Raw genomic sequence first — 22,193 nt, 5'->3', positions numbered from 1 at the left:
GGTACAGTGAGGAGAGCATCATGGAATTCTATGAGAATCGTTCAAAACGTCCGTTCGTCGTGTTTGTCTGGATCGGCAAAACGATCTGCAACTGGTATCGCATCAACCGTACCCGCCGCATCCTGAGCCAGATGAGCGACGAGCAGCTCAAGGACGTTGGGTTGTCCCGCAATGATATTTAAACCGTAGGCCGGGTAAGGCGTAGCCGCCACCCGGCGATTTCAGCTCAACAGCGCAAGCGTCTGCCGCTTCGGCCTCTCCAGCAACGCCAGCGCCTCTTCATACGACCGCACGTTGTTATAGCCCATCACCAGCCCGTAGCGTTTGCCCGACCCGCAATACCACTCCGAAAGCGCATTCACCTGCAGCTGCTGTTCCTGCCAGCAGCGCGCCACTTCCCGGTCACCGCTGCCTCTGGTCAGGAACGCCACGATATGCATCCCACCGTCGTTTTGCTCGGTGAAAAACAGATCGCCATACACCTCGCGGAGAGCCGCAATCATCCAGTCGCGGCGGGTCTGATACAGCGCGCGCATCTTTTTCAGGTGACGGAAAAAATGCCCTTCGTTGAGAAACGCGGTGAGGATCTTTTGCGTCAGCACCGGCTGGCCGCTGGTGGTAATGTCCGCGCAGTCGGTAAAGGCCCCGACGGTGCTGGCGGGCATCACCACGTAGCCCATGCGCAGCGACGGCATGATGGTTTTACTGAAGGTGCCCATAAAAATTACCCGGTCGTGCTGGTCGAGGCTTTTCAGCGACGGCAGCACCTTGCGGGTGTAGTGAAACTCACCGTCGTAATCGTCTTCGATGATCCACGCCTCGTTCTGGCTGGCCCAGTCGAGCAGCTGCTGCTTGCGCGGCAGCGATAGCGTGACCGCCAGCGGGCTCTGGTGCGACGGGGTGACGATGGCAAAACGGGCGTCGCGATGGTGACGGAGCAGGTAGTCCGTATCGATGCCGCAGTGGTCGACCGGCACCGTGTGCAGGCGCGGCACGATCCGCTTGAGCAGCTGCTGGCCCATAAAGTAGCCCGGATCCTCAAACACCACCTTGTCGCTGCGGCTGGCGAGGGTGTCGAGGATCAGCCGCAGGCTGCCGCTGTAGCCGCTGGTGATCAGCACCTGTTCGGCGCTGCAGGACAGCCCGCGTGAGATATTAAGATAGCTGGCGATGGCCTGGCGCAGCGGATACCAGCCCAGAACGGGCGGATTGAGCATCTCCTCCTGACGCATGGCGCGCGTCGCCTGACCCGCCAGCAACAGCCATTTTTTATACGGGAAGCTGTCGAGGGCGGGGATGCCAGGGCGCAGAAACCCGGCCCGCTCGCGCTGGCTGATGAGCGATGCCGGAAGCGTGCCGGTGGGCTGTTCCGCAGGGGCACTCTTATCCGGCAACAGCAGGTCCGGGTTGACCCGCGTGCCGCGCGCGCCCCGGCTCACCAGATACCCTTCCCCCGTCAGAATGGCATACGCCGTTTCGACGGTTTTACGCGCCACCTTCAGCTCTTCCGCCAGCACGCGGATGGCAGGCACCTTATCGCCCGGCTTCAGCACGCCGCGCGTGATGTTGTCGCGATAGCGGGAATAAATCTCGTGATAGCCTGGCTTCATGTCCTACCTCATTTCACGCGTTTTGTATCTTTTTACTATGTCATGAACGGCGTAGATTTGCCGCATCGCATGACATATGCCGCACAAAAAAGAGGAAAGACAATGAGCACTCGCGTTAACCACCACAAAGTTACACCCGCCCTCGCCAACGCCCTGTCCGCCCTGAGCATGGAGGTGGCAAAAACCTCCATCGACCCGGCGCTTAAGCACCTGATCGACATTCGCGTGTCGCAGCTGAACGGCTGTACCTTCTGCCTGGATATGCACTCGAAAGAGGCCAAAATCGCCGGCGAGCGCGAGCTGCGCCTGTACCATCTGGCGGCCTGGCGCGAGTCCCCGCTGTTCAGCGCCCGCGAGAAAGCCGCGCTGGCCTTCACCGAAGCGCTGACCCAGATTGGCGTTCACGGCGTGAGCGACGCGTTGTACCGCAGCGTGGCGGAGCACTTCTCGGACGTGGAGATTTCAGAGCTGAACTTCGCCATCGTGGCGATCAACGCCTGGAACCGTCTGGGGATCACCTCCCGCATGGCGCCGGGCTCGCTGGACGCGGCTTACGGGCTGAACAAGGCTAACCTGGAATAATCCCGCGCTCGCGGATCGTCGCCACCAGCGCCCGCAGGCCTGGCGGGACGTGGCGATGGCCGGGGTAGTAAAGGCGCAGTCCGGCAAAGGGCTGCGCCCAGTCGTTTAAGACGCTCACCAGTTCTCCACGCTCCAGCTCTTCACGGATATACAGTTCCGGCAAAAATCCCACCCCTAATCCCGCTTTTACGGCGCGGATCGAGGCAAAAAGATCGGACGTCGCAAAGCGCGGCGGCACGGCAAGGGCGTACGTTTCCCCCCGACGCGCCAGCTCCCAGCGGTAGATCCCGCCGTGGGCCATGCGCATGCCGATCCCCTGATGCGAAAGCAGATCGTCCGGCGTCTGCGGAATGCCGTGACGGGCAAAATAGTCCGGCGTGGCGGTAACCAGCTGGCGGATCTCTCCGGTCAGCGGCACGGCGATCATGTCCTGCGGCACGGACTCTTCAAGGCGGATCCCCGCGTCATAGCCTTCCGCGACGATGTCGATCATTCGCGCTTCGCTGACGGTCTCTACGCGCATCTTCGGGTAGCGGATCATAAAGTCGATCAGCAGCTGGTCCAGAAACAGGGTGCCGATATGGTTCGGCACGTTCAGACGCAGCGTGCCGGCGGGTTCCCCGGTGTCGCTGTGGATCTCCTCGCTGGCGAGACGGATCTCCTGCAGGGCCGGGCCGATACGCGCCACGTAGCGCTGTCCGGCGTCGGTGAGCGCCACGCTGCGGGTGGTGCGGTTAAAGAGGCGGGTATCAAGGCGGCTCTCCAGCCCGGCGATGGCGTTGCTGACCGCCGTGGCGGACATGCCCAGCTCCTGCGCCGCGGTGCGAAAGTTGCCGCGCCGCACGACCGCCATCACCACTTCCAGCTCTGTCAGACCTGAACGATGCATAGATTATCCTGAAAATCGAAACAACCCTTGCAGCATAGCGTGGATTATCGCAATGGAGAAACCGTGACAGACTGTGCTCACACAGCCTGAGGAGGTTTATATGCACACCATCGAACAGATCTTTATTAACGGCGAATTTGTTACCCCGCACGGCAACGAGTGGTTTGATTTGTACAACCCGGCGACGGCGCAGGTCATCGGCCAGGTTCGTCTGGCGGATGAGATTGACGCGGAGCGCGCCGTTGCGGCGGCGAAAGCGGCGTTCCCGGCGTGGTCGCAGACCACTAAACAGGAACGCCTCGCGGCGCTAAAACGTATGCACGCCGCCGTGGCCGCCCGTCACGACGATCTGCTGGAAGCGGTCATTGAAGAGTACGGCGCGCCCGCTTCGCGCTCTGCATGGATGGCCAGCTATCCGGCGGAGGTGATTGCTCAGGCCATTGAGGCGCTGGAGGCGTTTGAATTTATCACCCCCGCAGGCGCAGCGACGGTGCAGATGACGCCGCTTGGCGTGGCCGGGCTCATCACGCCGTGGAACAGCGACGCGGGGTTTATCTGCGGCAAGCTGGCGGCCGCGCTGGCTGCGGGCTGTACGGCAGTCATCAAGCCGAGCGAAATGAGCGCCCTGCAAACCCGGATTGTCACCGAAGCGCTGCGCGATGCCGCACTGCCGCCGGGCGTGTTTAATATCGTCACCGGACGCGGCGAAACCGTCGGTGAAACCATCAGCCGTCATCCCGACGTGGCAAAAATCTCGTTTACCGGCTCGACGAATACCGGCAAGGCGATCCTGCGCAACGCGGCGGAGAGCTTTAAGCGCGTTACCCTGGAGTTAGGCGGTAAATCGCCGACGATCCTGCTGGATGATGTGGATCTGGCGCAGGCGATCCCGCTGGTGATTCAGGCCGGATTTATGAACAGCGGGCAGGCGTGCGTGGCCGGAACGCGCATTCTGGTGCCGCAGGCGCGCAAGGCGGAGATCGAAGCCGCATTGGCGCAGGCCGTGGCGGCGGTGAAATCGGGCGATCCGCGCGATAGCGCGACGGACGTCGGCCCGATGGTCAGCGAAAAGCAGTGGCAGCGGGTGCAGGGCTATATCCGTAAAGGAATCGAAGAGGGCGCGCGCCTGCTGGCGGGTGGTGAAGGGAGACCGGACGGCACGCGAGACGGCTGGTTTGTGCGCCCTACGCTGTTTGCCGACGTGAACAACCAGATGACGGTCGCCCGTGATGAGATTTTCGGCCCGGTGCTGTGCGCGATCCCTTATCGTGACGAGACGGAGGCTGTCGCCATTGCCAATGATACCGACTACGGACTGAGCGCGATGGTGCTGGGCGGCGATGCGAACCGCGCGCGACGCGTGGCGCAGCAGATTGTTTCCGGTCGCGTGCTGGTGAATACCCTTGCCCATGAGCCGAAGGCGCCGTTCGGCGGGTTTAAGCACTCCGGCGTGGGGCGCGAGATGGGCGAGTGGGGGATCCGGGCGTTTATGGAGCCGAGGTCGATTCTGAGCTAAAACCTGCCCGGTGGCGCTGCGCTTACCGGGCCTACAGGAGCCCACAGGCCGGATAAGCGCAGCGCCATCCGGCACAACATTTCGCTCTTTGCCGAAGCATCGTTCCTCTCTACCCTGCATTCTCTCTCCAAATCACTACGGAGAGACCATCATGATTGCAGTCATTTTCGAAGCCAAAGCCGCGCCCGCCCATCAGGCGCGCTACCTACAGCTCGCTGCCGAACTCAAACCTCTGCTGGCGGACATCGACGGCTTCATTGATATCGAACGTTTTCAGAGCCTGACGACCGACGGCAAAATCCTGTCGCTTTCCTGGTGGCGCGACGAAGAGGCCGTCCGCCGCTGGAAGCAGAACGTCTTCCATCAGGCGGCGCAGGCCGAAGGGCGGGAGTCGATTTTCGCGTACTACCGCATTCGAGTGGCGCAACTGGTGCGGGAGTACAGTTCCGAAACCGGAGGGCACGCGGATGTATGACGTTCACCTTATTCTGCTGACGGATGATGATAAGCTGGCCGCAGAGATCACCGAACCCTGGGCGACACATGTTAAAAACGAGCCTACCTCCTGATAACGGCGCGGCGCTGGAACAGGCCATTGCCGCGGTGGCTGCCGCAATGGCCGATCCGTCGCGTGTAAAGATGCTGTGCGCGCTGATGGACGGGCGGGCGTGGACTGCCACCGAGCTGAGCGCGGCGGCAGACGTTGCGCCGTCGACCGCCAGCGGCCATCTCGCCCGGCTGGTGGAAGGGCAATTGGTTACCTGCCTGTCGCAGGGGCGGCACCGCTATTATCGTCTGGCGGGGCACGACGTGGCGGCGCTGGTCGAGCATATGATGGGGCTCTCCTGGAGCCGCATCACCCCGCCGGAAACAACCGCGCCGAAAGCCATGCGCGAGGCCCGAACCTGCTACGACCATCTTGCCGGAAGGGTTGCGGTGCAAATCTACGATTTTATGCAGGCGGAAGGCTGGCTGGAGGCAGACGGTTCAGCGCTCACGCCGTATGGCCGCGAGCAGTTCCTGACGCTCGGCGTTTCGTTAAGCGCTCACCCGCGCCGAAAAGCCTGCTGCGCCTGTCTGGACTGGAGCGAGCGGCGGTTTCATCTGGGCGGTGAGGCGGGCGCGGCGCTGCTCATTCATCTGGAAAGCAAAGGGTGGATCCAGCGGGTGGCGGGGTACAGGGAGGTGGTGGTGACGGCTTCAGGTAGGGCTGCTGTTAAGAGACTTTTTAGCCGCTAAACTCTGATGCGGGCTGGTGCCCTCACTCCGACCCTCTCCCACGGGGAGAGGGAGACGTCGTTTCGCAATTCCTGCTCTTTCGCCTCTCGTTTCTTGATACTTACCCTGATAACTATTATCGTTACCGCGTGTGACGAGAGGTTTCCCCATGAGCGAAGAAGAACTGTTTAGCCGCAGGCCGATGGGCATGCGGATGGCGATGATCGTGCGCCAGTGGCGTGCGGTAATCGACGACGCCATTCTCGATACCGGGTTAACCCAGTCGAGCTGGACGGTGATGATGCAGCTTCATCAGCTCGGGGATAACGTCTCCGTGAGTGAGCTGGCGGAGGTGCAGGGCATTGAACTGCCGCCGCTGATGCGCACCCTGACACAGCTGGAAAAGCAGGGTTACCTGCTGCGCTCCGTATCGCCTTATGACAAGCGCATCCGGCTTCTGACGCTGACGCCTGAGGGAAAAGCCCTATTACAAAGGCTCACTCGGGTGATTGAGACCTATCAGGCGCGCGTATCGCAAAACATCGCGCCGGAACATATCGACATTTTCAGCGCCACCCTGAATCAATTCGCCTGCAATTTGCGGACAATCCGCGAAGAAGATAACAAGACCGAAAAATAATGACCCCTGAACAAAAGTTTGCCCGCTGGGTAAGGGTGAGTATTGCCTCTTTCCTGCTGATGTTTGTCTACTTTATCGTCGCGGATATCTGGATCCCGCTGACGCCGGACTCCACCGTGATGCGCGTGGTGACGCCGGTTTCTCCGCGCGTCTCCGGCTACGTGGCGGCGGTACATGTCCACAACAACAGCCAGGTGAAGAAAGGCGATCTGCTGTTTGAGCTCGACGACACGCCGTTTCGCAATAAAGTGGAAGCGGCGCAAATCGCGCTTGAGCAGGCACGCCTTTCCAACGACCAGCTGGATGCGCAGATCGCTGCCGCGCAGGCCAGCCTGAAAACCGCCGTGCTGACCGCGCGTAACGATAAAGTGACCTTCGATCGCTACCAGAAGCTGAGCACCCTGCAGAACGTCTCGCAGGCGGATCTGGATAAGGTCCGAACCACCTGGCAGAGCAGCGAGCAGTCCGTCAGCTCCATCCAGGCCAATATCCATAACCTGCGCATTCAGCGCGGCGAGCGGGACGAGCACCGCAACGTGACGCTGCAAAAATACCGTAACGCGCTGGATGACGCGGAGCTTAACCTCGGCTGGACGAAGGTTTACGCCCAGGCGGACGGTACGGTCAGTAACCTGCAGTTAAGCCCGGGCTTTTACGCCTCCTCGGGTTCCGCCGCGCTGGCGCTGGTGAACAACCAAACCGATATCGTCGCTGATTTCCGCGAGAAGAGCCTGCGCCATACCCATCAGGGCACCGATGCCGCCGTGGTGTTTGACGCCTTTCCGGGGCACGTTTTCCGCGCCCACGTGACCAGCAGCGACGCGGGGATACTGGCGGGTCAGGAGGCCGTGAACGGCCAGCTGTCCGAGCCGGAAACCTCCAACCGCTGGGTGCGCGATGCCCAACGCATGCGTATTCACGTCGCGCTGGACGAAGAATTGCCGAAGCATCTGCCGACCGGCGCGCGCGCCACCGTGCAGCTCTACAACAGCGAGGGGCCGTTTGCGCGCTTTTTCTCCGGGATGCAGATCCACCTGGTGAGCCTGCTTCACTATGTCTATTAGCACCCTGGCGCGGGTGTTTACCCCGCACGGCAACATCGTCTATACGGCAAACGACTTTCGCCAGACCCTGCGCATCGTCTTCGCCGGGATGATTGCGCTGAGCATCTCCAGCTTCTACAACACCAGCTACGGCGTATTTTTCGTAGTCTATCCGATCATGCTCCTGTCGCTGGTGCCGGTGTTTAACCGCCACGTGGCGAAGCAGTTTATCTTCAGCGCCGCGCTAAACTGCGTCGAAATGATCTTCATTATCGGCTATCTGTCGCAATGGCCGGTCATCATGACGCTGGTGGTGTTTGCCCTGTACGTGATGCGTTTTCGCTTTATGAGCAAGGGGCCGCTGTTCCTGTTTGGCTCAATGGGCGTGGTGTGCCAGAGCGTGATGCTCAACTTTATGAGCTACCCCACTACCAGCTGGCACACGCTGCTGTTTTCCAACATCGAAGCGAGCGTGATGGCGGTGTGCCTGAGCGCGCTGATGAACTATCTCCTGCCGGACGTGGAGCCCCGCAGGCCGCCGCCGCTGATTGAGAAAGACGATGCCCGCGTGCGCCACGAGTCGCTGCTCTCCGGCACCGTCGCGACGCTGATATTCGTGGTGTTTCAGATTAGCGACTTAAGCGATTCGCTTTCGGCGCTGATGGCGGGGATTTTGATCCTGTTCCCCATGCACTACCGCGGTTCGGTGATGAGCTCGATCTGGCGCGTGGTCGGCGTGGTGCTGGGCTGTCTCTATATTCTGGTGGTGCAGCTGATCCTCTACGATCACAGCAGCCATATGCTGCTGATGATGCCGCTGATTGGCCTCGGGCTGGCGTTTGGCGCGCGTCTGCACGTGATGGAAAAGGTGGGCGCGGGCGTGGGGTTCTCCAGCATCACGACCATCGGCATTATGTTCGGGCAGAACATGCACCCGGACACTGACCTGGTGTTCAGCGATCTCTACCGCATCACTTCCGTCACCTTTTCGCTGGTCGCAACGCTGACGATGGTCTTCCTGGTGCATCTGATCCTCAACCGCTTTGAGGCGACGCGCTACGTCATCGCGCCGCCTAAAGTAGATTAATGCCCCAGCACGGCAGGCAGCTGCGAGAGTAAAAACAGGATCAGGCCAATCGTCCCGCCGACCAGCGTGCCGTTGACGCGGATGAACTGCAGATCTTTACCGATGTTAAGCTCAATCTGGCGGGACATGTCTTTGGCGTCCCAGCTTTTGACCGTGTCGCTGATGTGGCGCGTCAGAAACGCCGCGAAATCCGGTGCGAGGCGGTGTGCCGCCTGCTCCAGATGCTCGTTCAGCGACGCCCGCAGGCTGGCGTCGTTAGACAGCGTTTCGCCAAACCACAGCCCGGCGTTGGCGATGCGCTGCTTCACGCGCGAATCCTCGCTTTGCATATCCGCTTTCAGCCACTGGCGCAGGTCGGCCCACATCTCTCCCAGATAGCGGTTAAACGCCTCATCGTTTTTCAGGTAGTGCTTGATGTTGTCGGCTTTCGCCGCCATTTCCGGATCGTTTTTCAGGTTGTCGATAAGCTTCAGCGTGGCACGGTCGAACGCCTGGCGGATCTGGTGCGTGCGGTCGTGGCTGATATCGTCCAGCAGCGTGTTCACCGCGTTCGAGACCATTTCCGCGCTTTGATCGCCCAGCCACTCGGTGGGCAGCACCATCGCTTTGCGCGGGTGTTCGGTCTTCAGCCAGTGGACAATCTGATCGGCAATAAAGTCCCGCGTGCTCTCCCGCTGAATCAGGGTAATCAGACGGTTGATGATCGCATCCAGCAGCACCTGGTGGCGGTTGTTTTTGGTCATGCTCTCCAGCATCACGGCGCTGGTTTCGGTGAAATCGACCTTGTCGATGGCCTTATGCACCGCCCGTTTGAGCAGGCGCTGAATGCGTCCATCGTCGGTGAGTTCGAGAAAACCGCTCATCACCTGCATCAAATGCAGCCCGACGCGCTGGGCGTTGTCCGGTTTGCTGAACCAGGCGCCGATCATCTGGGCAGGTTCATAGCGGCGGATGAGTGCCACCAGCGACTGGGTATCAAGAAACTTCTCCTGCACAAACTGGCCGAGATTGTCGCCGATCCGGTCTTTATTGCGCGGGATAATCGCCGTATGTCGCGAGATAAACGGAATGGGCACCCGGCGGAACAGCGCAACCACGGCAAACCAGTCTGCCAGCGCGCCGACCATCGCCGCCTCGGCAATGGCCTTCACGCCGCGCACCCAGAAGGTCTGCGGCAGGAACAGGGTGGTGATAAACGCCGCGGCGGCAACCAGCAGCAGCGACAGCGCCAGCAGCTTGGCGCGTTTGAGTTCAGCTATTTTTTCCATGGGTTAAGGATAGAGGGAAGTTCACCAAAAGTGCAAAACTGGTGTAAGAGGAGGGGGATGCATAATCTGAGCGAACAGACTGCTATTATATTAAAAAATATATGTATTAAAATTACCTATTATTCATTTTTATATATTTTTTGTGCTTGTCTATTATCGGCAGTAAGTTTTTGTGATCTTCATGGTAATTTCGATTTTCTTGCCCGTCATAAGATAAAGAACTATTCGTAAAAGGAGGTGGTATTAATGACATGGGAATATAAAGTATCGACAGGAGTATTGAGCCATAACGGTGAGTTTGTCGCTAACTGCTACAGCGGCGCTGGTGAATCGAAAGATAAACCCGAGTGTGAAAGTCAACGAAACAGAGGGCCCATCCCCAGAGGTATTTATTTTATTGCCGGATGGAATAATCATAAAAGTGCAGAGGCCATAATTCTTGAGCCTATAGCCGGAACCAATACCTTTGGTAGAGATCACTTTCAAATTCATGGTGATAAAAAAGGACTGCCGCCAGGTTCTGCGTCAGCAGGTTGCATCATAATGAACGGCCAGGACAAGCGCCATATAATTTATGATTCAGGTGACACAATACTGGTGGTACGATAATGAAATATATTATTGCGCTATTCTTTTTGTCCTTATCGATGGGCTTATTTGCCAAAAATCATACGCCTGAGCAGATATTGCAAAGGATAAACGACAAGGGGGTCAGCACTGTTGTTGGTGAAATGAACTCAAATGATAACGGTGAGTCGGAATGGTGGAACCATGTCATCCCGAAAATCAGGAGCGGAACACAAGCATGGTTAGCGGTGGCGAGTGCCCTTGAACCCGGAGTAGACGCCAGTACGGCTGAAGATTTAAAGGCGGCGCTTTCAGAAGCCATCCCGCATAACCCTGAGGGTGTCTTAGCAATATTAAAAGACGATAAACCGTTGCTCACTATTGAACAAGTCTGCGCTTTTGCTAATTTCCCTGAGACGGAAGCAGAGAGCAATAAGCTTTATGTAGATTCCATCAGGGAGATGTTTAAAATAAAAAGCCCTGAGGGTAAAAGATGTCTCGCCGTCATGATCGCCACCGTTGAACACTCTGTTCCATTCGATAAGGATATTTAAATGGCCATTCCGGGATATATGTCATTAACTGACGATGCGGGTAATATTATAAAAGGGAGCGTGAAAGTTACAGACCGTGAAAACCAAATTGAGGTTTTAGGGCTCTATCATAACGTAAGCTATAATTCTGACCTGCATAATGGCAGAGTGTTGAGCAAACGCCAGCATCGCCCTTTTCTCATTGAAAAGGAAATTGATGCCTCCAGCGTTTATCTCTATAAAGCGCTCAGCACGGGCGGTACGCTCAGGAAAGCGACTATCGACCTTTACAGAATCAATGATGCCGGTCAGGAAGAAATCTATTTCACGATAACGCTGGAATCGGTAAAAGTCGTCACGCTGTTTTCATTAATGCATGACGTGAAAGAGACTTATCATGAAAAACAGGGGCATCTTGAGCTTGTTCAGCTTCGTTATGAAAAGATTACCTGGCATTACCGTGACGGTAATGTTATTCATTCGGATGACTGGGATTATCGGTTAGGGGCTTGATTAACCTGCGCCGGGAGAAAAATCTTCCCCGGAGCAAAAGGCAGTTATTCGTCCAGATCCATTGAATCAATGCGTCCACGGTGGGTCTTACCGGTACTGTATTCACTGTCGAGAAAACGAACGCCGAGAAAGGTATCCATTCGGGATTCGATCAAGGATTGCAGCTCTTTTTCGATGGTTGCTGCTTTACCGGAAAGTTCTTTTACGCCGCTAGCACTATAGCGGAAAAGTTGAATATCACTCATGAATCGATTCCCTGCGCATTTTTGCGATGTCATACATCAGATGAGCAAACCCTTTGGCAACGTCAGGAGACGATAAATACTGCATCATCATCTCCTTGTGCGCTTCGTTGCTGTCTATCACGGCGTCATCAATGGCTTTCGTAAAGTCGCCCAGCATCGCTTGTTCACGGGTGTTGTTGTCGAGTTGGGTCATGACAAGTTTGTTTTCTGCGAGCTTATCGTAAACCACAAAGGCATAGTTGAGCATATCTTTGTCGGTCAGATTTTCGGTGATAAACAGCTCGTTGAGCTGCGACAGCACCTGCGACATAAACTCCTCTTTCTTATCTTTTGCTTTTGCGGTGCCGACGTCATTAACCGGGTTGAGCTTATACTCTGCCGCATCCTCCTGAAGCTTGATATGCTGTTCCAGGATTTTTGAAAGCCGATAGTGGCTCATTTCAACATTGGAAAGATCGACGTCATCTTCATCTGTTGCCTCTTCGCGCAGTAGGGGGCGAAGGTGTCGACAATACAGGCTTAACTTCTCCAGCGACTTGTCATCGTAGGCGACGATCTGGGACATAAATTCATAAAAGCGTACAAAGCTGCCGAGATCTTTTTTGAAGATCTCCAGACGATCTTTTTCCTGCTTGCAGGATTTAAAACTGTTTTCCGCGTTCGCGAGCAAAATGGGGTTAGGGGAATCCTTTTTTGTTAATTCATAGATTTGTTTAGCGCTGATATACGCCTCTTTCGCGGAGGCATACCGCATTGCCCAGCGGTTTACTGCAGGCATGCAAATATTGCTGAGCATCGCATTCGATTTCTTCTTACTGTAAAAAGCCTCGCATAGCTGTTCGACTTCGTGCCATAAAAATATCCCCGTCGCGCGAAGTTTCTCGTACAGATCGAACACCAGACCTGGATCGCTGACATCGGTCAATTCAGCCGTTTGGTAGTAGGGTTGGAAGGCAGCCAGGATGTCGTCAGGTTCGTTATAAAAATCGAGTACAAAGGTGCCGGATTCCTTTTTACCAGGATAGGTTCGGTTCAGCCGCGACAGCGTCTGTACGCACTCCACGCCGCCAAGCGCTTTATCCACGTACATGGCGCACAGCTTCGGCTGGTCGAAGCCGGTCTGGAACTTGTTGGCTACCAGCATCACCTGATAATCATCGGTATCAAACGCCCTACGCATGTCGCGGCCCTTGAGCGCCGGGTTCATATTGATTTCAGTGAATTTCTGGTGCAACAGCGCAAGGCTGTTCATGTCATTTTCCTGAAACTCAACTTCGCCTGAGAACGCCACCATCGCAGCGATCTTTCCGTAGCCCATGTCGGCAATGTATTTATCAAACGCCAGCTTATAGCGCACGGCGGCTTTGCGAGAGCTGGTGACCACCATCGCTTTTGCCTGTCCGCCGAGCAGATGCATCACGTGCTGGCGGTAGTGCTCAATGATGACTTTTACCTTTTGCGAGACATTGTGGTCGTGCAATGTTACCCACTGGTTGAGCCTGATCTTCGCCCGATTGCTGTCCACTTCCCGGTCTTTATCACCCATTTTTTGCAGCAGCTTATAGGCCACTTTGTAATTGGTATAGTTCTTCAGCACGTCGAGGATAAAGCCCTCCTCGATGGCCTGGCGCATAGAGTAAACATGAAACGCCGCAGGTTTATTGGTTCTGGATGCGGGCTCGTGCGGGTTGGGTCTGCGGCCAAAAAGCTCCAGGGTTTTCGCCTTCGGCGTCGCGGTGAAGGCGTAGAAATTCAGGTTGCTGCTCCCGCTTCGCGCGGCAAGGGTGGCGTCGAGGATGTCTTCGGAGGTGAGGACCACATCGTCGTCGGCCCCTTCGCTCATCAGCACCTCTTTCAGCTGGCGCGCCGTGGAGCCGCTTTGGGAGGAGTGCGCTTCATCTGCGATAATCGCGTAGGTTCGCTCTTTGAGACAGGTGCTGTTTTCAATCGCTTTAAGTACGAACGGGAAAGTCTGAATGGTGACGATGATGATGGGCTGCGAATGCTCCAGCGCGCAGGCGAGCTTCTCCGATTTCGAGCCTTCCCCCTCGCGGTTGTTGATTCGCCCGACCACGCCGTCCGCATGTTCAAACTGATAGATGGTGTCCTGCAGCTGATCGTCCAGCACGGTGCGGTCAGTCACAACAATCACCGAGTGGAAGCGTTTTTCCCCCTTTTCGTTATGCAGACACGAGAGCTGATGCGCCGTCCAGGCGATGGAGTTCGATTTTCCGGATCCGGCGCTGTGCTGGATGAGGTATTTGTTGCCGGTGCCTTCCTCATCTGCTGCGGCAATGAGCTTGTTCAAGACGTCCCACTGGTGATAGCGCGGGAAGATCAGGCTCTCTTTTTTGACCTTTTTACCGTCCCAGTCCTCTTTTTCCTCAATTTGCAGATGCACAAAGCAGGCGAGGATCTTCAGCAGATTCTCGGGTAGCAATACCTCGTTCCACAGATAGCTGGTGGCGTATTCATGGTGATCCTCCGGGATGTCGTTACCCGCGCCACCTTCTTTCGTGCCTCTGTTGAACGGCAGAAAGAACGTGTCGTCACCAGCAAGTCGAGTGGTCATGTAGACCTCATACTGGCTGACGGCGAAATGCACCAGCGCGCCGCGCTTGAAGGTCAACAACGGCTCAGGCTTGTTGGTCTCCGGATCTTTTGGCAGGCGCGTTTTTTTGTACTGGTTTATGGCGCTGTTGACCGTCTGCTTGAATTCGGATTTCAGTTCGAGAGTGGCAACGGGAAGGCCGTTGATAAACAGCACCAGATCGATGCGCCTGCGTTTGGCTTTCGCCTCCGTGTCGCTGCCGCTCGCGTGGGGGCTGTAAACCAGTTCCGGAACGATACGGCAGATGTTTTGCCGATAGCGCGCAAGGATGTCCGGGTTGAGGTTGTGATCCGGCTTGAACTGGCATAACGAGAAGCGTGCGTTATGGCTTTTGATGCCGTGGCGCAGCACCCCCAGGGTGCCGTAGGTTCGTGACTGAAGATCGGTGGCGTTGGCATCGGCTTTTTTAAGCTGCGCCACCAGCGCATCGAGAAAATGACGCTCGGTGTCGTTGGGATAGATGCGGGTGAATTTTTCCCACTCCTGCGGCTGGGTAATTTGGACAAACGTCAGCGCATCCTGCGGATAGAGTGCACGTTCGCGATCGTACTTGCTGCCCGTGCCGGGGATCCAGCCGTTCTGACACATCTGATTGATGATATCTGCCTGCAGGTTCGATTCTTTGGTGACGTCGGCGATCATGCTGTGGCCTCCTCTGCGGTGAGGGATGTTTCGGTGCTGCTGGCGGGAGGCGTCCAGTCACGTAGATCGATTTTGCCGGTGACTGCGGCGGAGATAAGGGCGGTGCGACGTTCTTTCAGAAGCTCAATTTGCTGGAGTTGTTTTTGGATTAGAGTGTCGATTTTTGCGGTCTGATAATCTAGAAAGGCCGAAATTCTTTCTTGTTCGTTTTCTGAAGGTAGCCAAAGAGATAATCCACGTAAAATGGACTGAGAGATACTAAAAACTTTGACGCCTTTAACTGAGAATCTAATTTGAGTCCTTAACTCTTCACAGTCAAAAATGTAAGCATAGAAACGATAATTTTCGCGTTTCACTGGTCTGGCTATTATTGTATGGTAACCGGCGAAAGTAATTGTTTCATGAATTAATTGCGAGAAATTACCTGATCCTATAATGTCCTCAGAAGTATCGGCAAAAATAAGATCGCCTTTATAAATTAATGAGTTAAAATTATTTTTCAGGTTTTTTTTATCAACAGATTTTAAATGATCAATCTCAGGGTTAACTTCAAAACTATATTTAGAATGTATTTCTCCATAATTTAAACAGGGAATGCCTTCATCTTGGAGATCTTCTTTTGTAATAGTCAGACCTTTATCAAATGCAAAGCAATATCTAACTTTACTGATAACCCAGCACTCAGGTATCTCCCCCAACCACTCAACCCCAGAATCCTTATATTCCGGATACGCCTTATACTTAGCCATCAGGAGTGTACCTCCTGCAGCAGCTTCATTATCTCCGCACTCAGCGCATCCAGCTCCGCGTCAATCTCCTCCAGCGGGCGCGGTGGCTTGTACACATAAAAATGCCGGTTAAATGGAATTTCGTACCCAACAACCCCAACCTCGCCGTCGCGGGCGTCGCGCTTATCGGCATTAATCCAGGCGTCCGGCACGTGCGGCAGCACTTCCGCCTTCACATAGCCTTCAATCAAATCGCTGGTCGAAACAGACGGATTGAGCGCCACGTTCTCGTTGTCGCGCAGGTCGCCGTCCTGCTCAAACTCCACCACCTGTCCGCGGTACGCAAACGCGCCGTACAGCGGCTGCGCATCTTCCCTGAGCACCTTTTTGACGACCGGCTCCGCGTCGGGGTTTTTGCGGGTAATGGCCTCGATGAACTGCTTATGCTCTTTGGCATCCAGCTTAACGGCGGCGGTTTTAAACGCCTCTTTGAGCGTCAGCTGGAACTGATTGAAATCATCGCTCGGCTGAGCGAGACCACCTGCTTTCCCGTCGAGCGCCGTCTGGATTTTTTGCGCTTTGAACATCAGCGCGCGCTGTTGTCGCCACAGCGTTGCGTCGAGCAGATCTTTAATCTGCTTCTCTTTAAGCTCAGGGAATTCAGCCTTGATAACGGCGCGTGCTTCCACCTCGAACTCGGCAAAGCTGCCGTAGTTCTCGTCCTGCCAGAAGGCACCGAACGCGTCGTACAGGCACGCCATCGGTGCGTTAAGCGGTTTTGGCGCAAAGCGCAGCGCGGCGATGGATTCATCCGTGACATGCGCCGTCAGGCGCAGCGGGCGCTCAATCGTCAGCCGGCGGAAGCCAAAATCGGTGCTGTAGAAAATCTTGCTGGCGACGGCGCGCTTGTCGTCCGCGTCCTTAAGATCCACGACCTCGGCGTCGCCAAAGGTGCGGGTGATGAGCCGAATGTCCTCCTCGCTCATCATGTTGCGCTTCGCGCCCAGTGACTTACGCATTTTGCTGCACAGCTTGCTGGCGTCGATCAGCTGGATCTTGCCCTTACGCTCCGCCGCCTTTTTGTTCGACAGGATCCACACGTAGGTGGCGATCCCGGTGTTGTAGAACATGTCGGTGGGCAGGGCGACGATCCCTTCCAGCAGATCGGCTTCAAGGATGTAGCGGCGGATCTCGCTTTCGCCGCTGCCCGCACCACCCGTGAACAATGGCGAACCGTTGAGAATGATCCCGATGCGCCCGCCGGTATCCGCATCGCGCATTTTGCTGATCAGGTGCAGCAGGAACAGCAGCGAGCCGTCGGAAACGCGCGGCAGGCCAGGCCCGAAACGGCCATCAAATCCTTTACGATGCTCGTTGTTAACGTCGGCTTCGATCTTCTTCCAGTCCACGCCAAACGGCGGGTTCGACAGCATGTAATCGAAACGGTCTGCTGGAAGCTGATCGTTAGACAGGGTATTGCCCAGCTTGATGCGGCTGACGTCCTGACCCTTTATCAGCATATCGGCCTTACAGATAGCGTAGGACTCCGGGTTCAGCTCTTGCCCAAACGCGCGCATCACCGCATTCGGGTTGAGTTCGTGAACGTACTCCATCCCGGCAGAGAGAAATCCGCCCGTGCCTGCCGTCGGGTCGTAAAGGGTTCGAATAACGCCCTCTTTGGTGAGCGCCTCGTCGTCTTCCATAAACACAAGCGAAGTGGTGAGGCGAACGATATCACGCGGCGTGAAATGCTCACCGGCGGTTTCATTCGAGCTTTCGGCAAAACGACGGATCAGCTCTTCAAAGACCAGCCCCATGTCATGGTTGGAGATGGCCTGCGGGCTGAGATCGGTGGTGGAAAACTTCTGCACCACTTTGTAGAGGAGGTTGGCATCATCAAGTAACCCAATGAATTCGTTGAATTTAAAGTGCTCGAAAATTTCCCGCGCATCTCTGGAAAAATACTGAATGTAGTTTTCCAGGTTGGCCCTGATGTCGTTTTGGCCCATTTTGCTCAAATCCAGCGGCGAGGCGTTAAAGAACGTCAGCCCGTTGGTGACGCGCAGGATTAACTTTTCTTTCGCTTCTTCAGGCAGGGGAGAAGAGCGGACTTTTTGAGCCTCAATAACGACGGCCTCTTTAGTCTCTTCAAGCACGCATTCCAGGCGGCGCAACAGGGTAAACGGAAGAATAATGCGGCCATATTGAGATTGCTTAAAATCACCGCGCAGGAGATCTGCAACAGACCAGATAAAGGCTGCCGTTTGGGAGAAATTCAGGGTACTCATAAAAGCGTCCTTGCCCATTTTTCAGGCATTTTTGATGATGAATTAAAACCCTCTTTTTATCATGGTTAAAAATATAGATCGACTAAAAAATAGATCTAAATCAATGGTTTATGTTTATGAATTACAATAATTCATGGGTGTCATGAATGTGTATTTCAATCCAAATGATGGAGCAGGGTCAAAGAGTATTAACGCACAACCGCCACAGCACCCACCCGCCAAATCCCATCAGCACCACCCCCGCCGTGCGCTCAATCCACCACAGCGAACGGCTGAGCTTCTGTTGTACCGCCGATAGCCCCATCAGCGACACCAGCGCGACATCCCACGCCAGCACCACCATCACCATCCAGACGCCGCAGGTCGCCTGCTGAAGCAGCGTGACGTCCGGCCCCAGCAAGGCCGTCATCAGCGCCAGATAGAACAGCGCGTTTTTCGGGTTTAGCAGCGCCGAACCGAGCCCCAGCAGGATCTGCTTTTGCAGCGAGGGAAAGCGCTGGTGGGTTTCATTCAGCGCCAGCGCCAGCGCCTGCTGGCGGCTGCGAATCAGATGCGAGCCGACCCACAGCAGGTACAGCGCCCCGCAAAGCTCGATAAGCGTAAACAGCCACGTAAACTGGCGCAGCGCGCTCCAGCCGATAATCACCAGAAGAATATAGAGCGCGTTGCCCGCGGCGATGCCGAGGCACAGTCCGGCGCTGCCGCGTAGCCGATAGCGCGCGGCATAGCCCACGAGCAGGAAGAAATCCGGGCCCGGGCTTAGCAGGGCGACAAAGTGCGCCAGCGCCAGGGCGAGAAAAGCGGAAGGGAAGAACAGTTCCATAGCGACCTCAGTTAACAATCCGAGGTCAGAGTACGGCGCTGCAGAACCTATTTATTGTCTGATATTGATCGGCCGGTGGCGTACTGGCGCGGCGTGGCGGCGGTATAGCTGACGAAGGTCTTATGAAAATGGCTCTGGTCGGCAAAGCCGCTCTGGTAGCCGACGTCGGCAATATCGTCCCCGGCACGCAGCCGCACCTTGGCGTACTCCACGCGGGAGATGTTGAGAAAACTGCCCGGCGTCAGGCCGGTGTCCTGCCTGAAGGTGCGGATCAGCGTCTCCTTGCGCAGCGAGAAGCGTTGGGCAAGCTCGTCGAGGGAAGGCGGGCAGGTGAGATCGGAAAGAAACGCCTGCTGAATCTGCTGGCTGGTTGCGCGAAGCGCGTCAGCGTTATCCGCGGCGCGGGGAAGGGCAGAAAGCAGGGTCTCAAGGGACGCCGGAGACAGGGTCTCAACAACGTCCAGGTAATGGGCAAACAGGGTTGGGTTACGAATCACCTGTAGCGCCAGCGGAAGCCCGGTGTCGATGTAGAGCATATGGTAGCTGCGCGGTTGCCCGGCGACGGGGTTGCAGCTGTGCGGCACACCGGCCGGGATCGCGATGAGGTCCCCGGGGTTAAGGATGTACTCTCTGTCATGACACACGCAGCAGGTCTGGCCCTCCACAATCGCGCCGATGGAGAGCTGAGGGTGACTGTGGCGTTTGTACGCCTGCGTACTCTGCCAGGTGCTGCGCAGCTCAAGGCCTGAGGCGCGGTGAAAAGTCTGGCGGATATGTCGGGTATCGGTCATGGGCGCTCCTTCTGAAGATTTTTTATACCACGTCAGCGAACCGTCCGGCAGCGCTTCATTAAGAACCTTCCGGATATACCCAACTTTACGTCCATAGCCAGTCATGTTGACTACCCTTAATACCCTAAGCGGTAAAACAAGGAGATTCGACATGGCTTATCAGACAGTAAATCCTGCCACTAACCAGCTCATCAAAGAATACCCCTCACATACCGACGCGGATATCGAAGCGGCGCTGAAGGCGGCCGATGCGCTTTATCATTCGGACTGGGCGAAAGGCGACATCAGCCAGCGCCTGCCGGTGCTGCATAAGCTTGCCGATCTGATCGACGAGCGTGTGGAGGATCTGGCGAAAATTGCCAGCCAGGAGATGGGTAAGCTCATCGAACAGAGCCGCGGCGAGGTGAAGCTGTGCGCGCAGATCGCCCGCTACTACGCCGACAACGCGAAGCGGTTCCTGGCCCCGGAGAAGTACGACTCTGAGCTCGGTGAAGCCTGGGTGGAGCATCACCCCATCGGCGTGCTGATGGCCGTTGAGCCGTGGAACTTCCCGTACTACCAGCTGATGCGCGTCCTGGCGCCAAACCTGGCGGCGGGTAACCCCGTCATCGCCAAACATGCCAGCATCGTGCCGCACTGCGCCGAGACCTTTGCCCATCTGGTGCGCGAGGCGGGGGCGCCGGAAGGGGCGTGGACCAACCTGTTTATCTCGTCCGAGCAGGTGGCGAATATCATTGCTGACGATCGCGTGCAGGGCGCCGCATTAACCGGCTCCGAAAAGGCCGGCAGCGCGGTGGCCGCGCAGGCGGCGAAGCACATTAAGAAATCCACGCTGGAGCTGGGCGGTAACGACGTGTTCGTGGTGCTGGACGATGCAGACCTTGAGAAGGCCGTGAAAATTGGCGTTAACGCGCGGCTCAACAACGCCGGGCAGGTCTGTACCGCGGCGAAGCGCTTTATCCTGCATGAAAAGATTGCGGATGCCTTCCTGAGCAAATTCACCGAGGCGTTTAAGCAGGTGAAGATTGGCGATCCGCTGGACGAAAGCACCACGCTGGGGCCGCTGTCGTCTAAAGATGCGCTCGAAACGCTGACCAGACAGGTTAACGAGGCGGTGAAAAACGGCGCCACGCTGCACTATGGCGGCAAACCGGCGCAGCGCGACGGGAGTTTCTTCGAACCGACGATCCTGACGAATATCTCCCGCGATAACCCGGCGTATTTCGAAGAGTTCTTCGGCCCGGTGGCGCAGATGTACGTGGTGAAAAACGACGACGAGGCGGTCGCGCTGGCGAACGACTCCCACTACGGCCTGGGCGGGGCGGTATTCAGCCAGAATATCGAGCGCGCGAAGAAAATGGCGTCGCGGATTGAGACCGGGATGGTGTACATCAACTGGCTCACCGATACCGCGCCGGAGCTGCCGTTCGGCGGCGTGAAGCGCTCCGGCTACGGACGCGAGCTGTCGGATCTGGGGATCAAAGAGTTTGTGAACCAGAAGCTGGTGGTGGTGCGTAAGTAAGAGATAATAAAAAACCTGCCAGCCGGCAGGTTTTTTTTAAGGGATTATTGCACTTCGATCTTGTCCCAGCCGCTTTTAAACATGCAGCTGTCAACTAACGTATCCCGGCGATATTCGTTCGCGTCTTCAACCGTGTAGCTCGTGGAAATATCCTTTTTCTTGTTCTTTTTGTCCGTTTTTTCCGAGCTGGATCCGGTCACGACGTTATCCGGGGGCAGATCGATTAGCGCCTGCGCTTCGCATTCCGTGAGCTTTTTATTCATTTCCGCATCGCTGACGCCCGGTTTCACCCATTTGTACTGGACGCAGCCGGCGAGCATCAGCGTGAGGCTCAGAACGCAAAGCGCGGTCATGCGGTGTTTCATCAGAAGGTGACTCCACCGCCTACATATGCGCCGTCAATCAGCGTGTGGCCAGGACGACCGTCTTTTCCGTCCACGCTCACGTGGCGGTAGCCCACTTTCAGGGTCACTGGCGTAATTGGCGTCCAGCTTACGCCGCCGTTGGCTTCGACGTAGTTTTTCACGCTGTTGTTCAGGCCTTCTGGTGCGACATAGCCTTCACCGTACACGTGGATGCTGTCGGTCAGGGCAACGTTTACGCCGCCGCCAATCGGGAACGCCACGCCGTTATCGCCTTTTTTCGGGCCGAGGTAGATGGCTTTTGCGCCCGCGTTCAGCATCACCGGGCCAAGACCCAGGTTGTAGCCTGCGCCCACGCCGCCGGTCTGGGTACCGTCGTCGGTGTTTTTGAGCCAGTTACTTTCCAGATAAACACCGGATGAGGATTTCCCCATTTCCAGATTGAGGTTGGTAAAGTTTTTACCCTGCTCAACGGTGCCGCCCATCGCCAGTGCGGAACCCGATACGGCAGCCAGAGCAGAAAGAAGAAGGATATTCAGTTTTTTCATGTTTTTTGCCTCGTCATTAAATTCATCTGGGCGCACCTTAACAAGCGATGTTAATGACTGCAAATGTGATATAAATCGCGGTTTTATACTGATATTGTTAACTTTTTTATTGAAGTTGTTGCAATGATGTTTGATTGTCGGGGTGTCAACAGGGGATGTTTTTAGCG

At 56.2% G+C, this 22,193-nt stretch carries 21 protein-coding genes and 3 pseudogenes; 13 read left to right on the top strand and 11 right to left on the bottom strand.

The features are described 5' to 3' along the window. The first annotated feature begins 20 nt into the window (after positions 1–20). Positions 21–182, top strand: a complete 162-nt coding sequence (locus M2422_RS11775) for a DUF1127 domain-containing protein (protein WP_045357378.1) — start codon at positions 21–23, stop codon at positions 180–182. Between the two features lie 39 nt (positions 183–221). Here M2422_RS11775 and M2422_RS11770 read toward each other — a convergent pair whose 3' ends face one another. Beyond that, positions 222–1,610: a PLP-dependent aminotransferase family protein gene (locus M2422_RS11770; RefSeq protein ID WP_064673173.1), complete on the bottom strand. Its 1,389-nt coding sequence runs from the start codon at positions 1,608–1,610 to the stop codon at positions 222–224. Between the two features lie 102 nt (positions 1,611–1,712). Here M2422_RS11770 and M2422_RS11765 point away from each other — a divergent pair, with 102 nt between their 5' ends. Further along, the gene (locus M2422_RS11765) at positions 1,713–2,192 is read left to right on the top strand and encodes a carboxymuconolactone decarboxylase family protein (protein WP_014882392.1); all 480 of its coding nucleotides are present in this window, start codon (positions 1,713–1,715) and stop codon (positions 2,190–2,192) included. On the opposite strand, the gene M2422_RS11760 is transcribed toward M2422_RS11765, so the two are convergent. Further along, positions 2,179–3,081: a LysR family transcriptional regulator gene (locus tag M2422_RS11760; protein WP_064673174.1), complete on the bottom strand. Its 903-nt coding sequence runs from the start codon at positions 3,079–3,081 to the stop codon at positions 2,179–2,181. The genes M2422_RS11765 and M2422_RS11760 overlap by 14 nt on opposite strands. Before the next feature lie 100 nt (positions 3,082–3,181). On the opposite strand from M2422_RS11760, the gene M2422_RS11755 reads away from it, so the two are divergent. The 7 genes and pseudogenes from M2422_RS11755 to M2422_RS11730 all read left to right on the top strand — a co-directional run bounded on the left by M2422_RS11755 (position 3,182) and on the right by M2422_RS11730 (position 8,585). After that, a complete protein-coding gene (locus M2422_RS11755) occupies positions 3,182–4,597 on the top strand; it encodes an aldehyde dehydrogenase family protein (RefSeq protein WP_064673175.1) in 1,416 nt (471 codons plus the stop codon). A 151-nt stretch (positions 4,598–4,748) separates the two neighbouring features. Continuing rightward, positions 4,749–5,072, top strand: a complete 324-nt coding sequence (locus M2422_RS11750; protein WP_033144543.1) for an antibiotic biosynthesis monooxygenase — start codon at positions 4,749–4,751, stop codon at positions 5,070–5,072. Between the two features lie 4 nt (positions 5,073–5,076). Beyond that, a pseudogene (locus M2422_RS23880) lies at positions 5,077–5,166 on the top strand (amino acid-binding protein); the annotation flags it as partial. Then, the gene (locus tag M2422_RS11745) at positions 5,141–5,836 is read left to right on the top strand and encodes a helix-turn-helix transcriptional regulator (protein ID WP_064673176.1); all 696 of its coding nucleotides are present in this window, start codon (positions 5,141–5,143) and stop codon (positions 5,834–5,836) included. The pseudogene M2422_RS23880 and the gene M2422_RS11745, both read left to right, overlap by 26 nt. A gap of 148 nt (positions 5,837–5,984) precedes the next feature. Further along, the gene (locus M2422_RS11740) at positions 5,985–6,455 is read left to right on the top strand and encodes a MarR family winged helix-turn-helix transcriptional regulator (protein WP_064673177.1); all 471 of its coding nucleotides are present in this window, start codon (positions 5,985–5,987) and stop codon (positions 6,453–6,455) included. Continuing rightward, positions 6,452–7,519, top strand: a complete 1,068-nt coding sequence (locus M2422_RS11735) for an HlyD family secretion protein (protein ID WP_155739950.1) — start codon at positions 6,452–6,454, stop codon at positions 7,517–7,519. Before M2422_RS11740 ends, M2422_RS11735 begins: the two co-directional genes overlap by 4 nt. Then, positions 7,509–8,585, top strand: coding sequence for a DUF2955 domain-containing protein (locus tag M2422_RS11730; protein ID WP_023310256.1), 1,077 nt, complete (start codon positions 7,509–7,511; stop codon positions 8,583–8,585). Before M2422_RS11735 ends, M2422_RS11730 begins: the two co-directional genes overlap by 11 nt. On the opposite strand, the gene M2422_RS11725 is transcribed toward M2422_RS11730, so the two are convergent. Beyond that, positions 8,582–9,853: a DUF445 domain-containing protein gene (locus tag M2422_RS11725; RefSeq protein WP_032660921.1), complete on the bottom strand. Its 1,272-nt coding sequence runs from the start codon at positions 9,851–9,853 to the stop codon at positions 8,582–8,584. The two genes, M2422_RS11730 and M2422_RS11725, sit on opposite strands and share 4 nt — an antisense overlap. A 246-nt stretch (positions 9,854–10,099) precedes the next feature. Here M2422_RS11725 and M2422_RS11720 point away from each other — a divergent pair, with 246 nt between their 5' ends. Genes M2422_RS11720 through tssD form a run of 3 tightly spaced genes read left to right on the top strand, consistent with a single transcriptional unit; the run spans position 10,100 to position 11,466 of the window. Next, the gene (locus M2422_RS11720) at positions 10,100–10,462 is read left to right on the top strand and encodes a tlde1 domain-containing protein (RefSeq protein WP_064673179.1); all 363 of its coding nucleotides are present in this window, start codon (positions 10,100–10,102) and stop codon (positions 10,460–10,462) included. After that, positions 10,462–10,974 carry a hypothetical protein gene (locus tag M2422_RS11715; RefSeq protein ID WP_064673180.1) on the top strand — a complete coding sequence of 171 codons (513 nt, stop codon included), beginning with the start codon at positions 10,462–10,464 and terminating at the stop codon, positions 10,972–10,974. Before M2422_RS11720 ends, M2422_RS11715 begins: the two co-directional genes overlap by 1 nt. Next, positions 10,975–11,466, top strand: coding sequence for a type VI secretion system tube protein TssD (tssD, locus tag M2422_RS11710; RefSeq protein ID WP_064673181.1), 492 nt, complete (start codon positions 10,975–10,977; stop codon positions 11,464–11,466). Between the two features lie 47 nt (positions 11,467–11,513). Here tssD and M2422_RS11705 read toward each other — a convergent pair. The 6 genes and pseudogenes from M2422_RS11705 to M2422_RS11680 all read right to left on the bottom strand — a co-directional run. Continuing rightward, a pseudogene (locus M2422_RS11705) lies at positions 11,514–11,711 on the bottom strand (DUF91 domain-containing protein); the annotation flags it as partial. Next, the gene (locus M2422_RS11700) at positions 11,704–14,964 is read right to left on the bottom strand and encodes a type I restriction endonuclease subunit R (RefSeq protein WP_064673183.1); all 3,261 of its coding nucleotides are present in this window, start codon (positions 14,962–14,964) and stop codon (positions 11,704–11,706) included. The pseudogene M2422_RS11705 and the gene M2422_RS11700, both read right to left, overlap by 8 nt. A gap of 77 nt (positions 14,965–15,041) precedes the next feature. After that, positions 15,042–15,713, bottom strand: a pseudogene (locus M2422_RS11695) (restriction endonuclease subunit S); the annotation flags it as partial. After that, entirely contained in the window at positions 15,713–17,980 is a 2,268-nt protein-coding gene (locus tag M2422_RS11690) for a class I SAM-dependent DNA methyltransferase (RefSeq protein ID WP_064673185.1), read from the bottom strand. The gene M2422_RS11690 and the pseudogene M2422_RS11695, both read right to left, overlap by 1 nt. 178 nt (positions 17,981–18,158) lie before the next feature. Further along, a complete protein-coding gene (locus M2422_RS11685) occupies positions 18,159–18,803 on the bottom strand; it encodes a LysE family translocator (protein ID WP_064673186.1) in 645 nt (214 codons plus the stop codon). Between the two features lie 47 nt (positions 18,804–18,850). Beyond that, entirely contained in the window at positions 18,851–19,594 is a 744-nt protein-coding gene (locus tag M2422_RS11680; protein WP_064673266.1) for an AraC family transcriptional regulator, read from the bottom strand. A gap of 151 nt (positions 19,595–19,745) precedes the next feature. Between M2422_RS11680 and M2422_RS11675 the strand changes: the two genes are divergently transcribed. Further along, a complete protein-coding gene (locus tag M2422_RS11675; RefSeq protein WP_064673187.1) occupies positions 19,746–21,116 on the top strand; it encodes an NAD-dependent succinate-semialdehyde dehydrogenase in 1,371 nt (456 codons plus the stop codon). Positions 21,117–21,160: 44 nt separating this feature from the next. Here the strand turns inward: M2422_RS11675 and M2422_RS11670 are convergent, their stop codons facing one another. Then, positions 21,161–21,481, bottom strand: a complete 321-nt coding sequence (locus M2422_RS11670) for a hypothetical protein (RefSeq protein ID WP_039262264.1) — start codon at positions 21,479–21,481, stop codon at positions 21,161–21,163. Then, the gene (locus M2422_RS11665; RefSeq protein ID WP_023310269.1) at positions 21,481–22,026 is read right to left on the bottom strand and encodes a YfaZ family outer membrane protein; all 546 of its coding nucleotides are present in this window, start codon (positions 22,024–22,026) and stop codon (positions 21,481–21,483) included. The genes M2422_RS11670 and M2422_RS11665 overlap by 1 nt, the downstream gene beginning before the upstream one ends. Positions 22,027–22,193 lie beyond the last annotated feature (167 nt).

The sequence above is a fragment of the Enterobacter sp. SLBN-59 genome (genome assembly GCF_024807915.1).
GTDB lineage: Bacteria > Pseudomonadota > Gammaproteobacteria > Enterobacterales > Enterobacteriaceae > Enterobacter > Enterobacter asburiae_B.
This window is presented reverse-complemented; position numbering and strand designations above follow the sequence as displayed.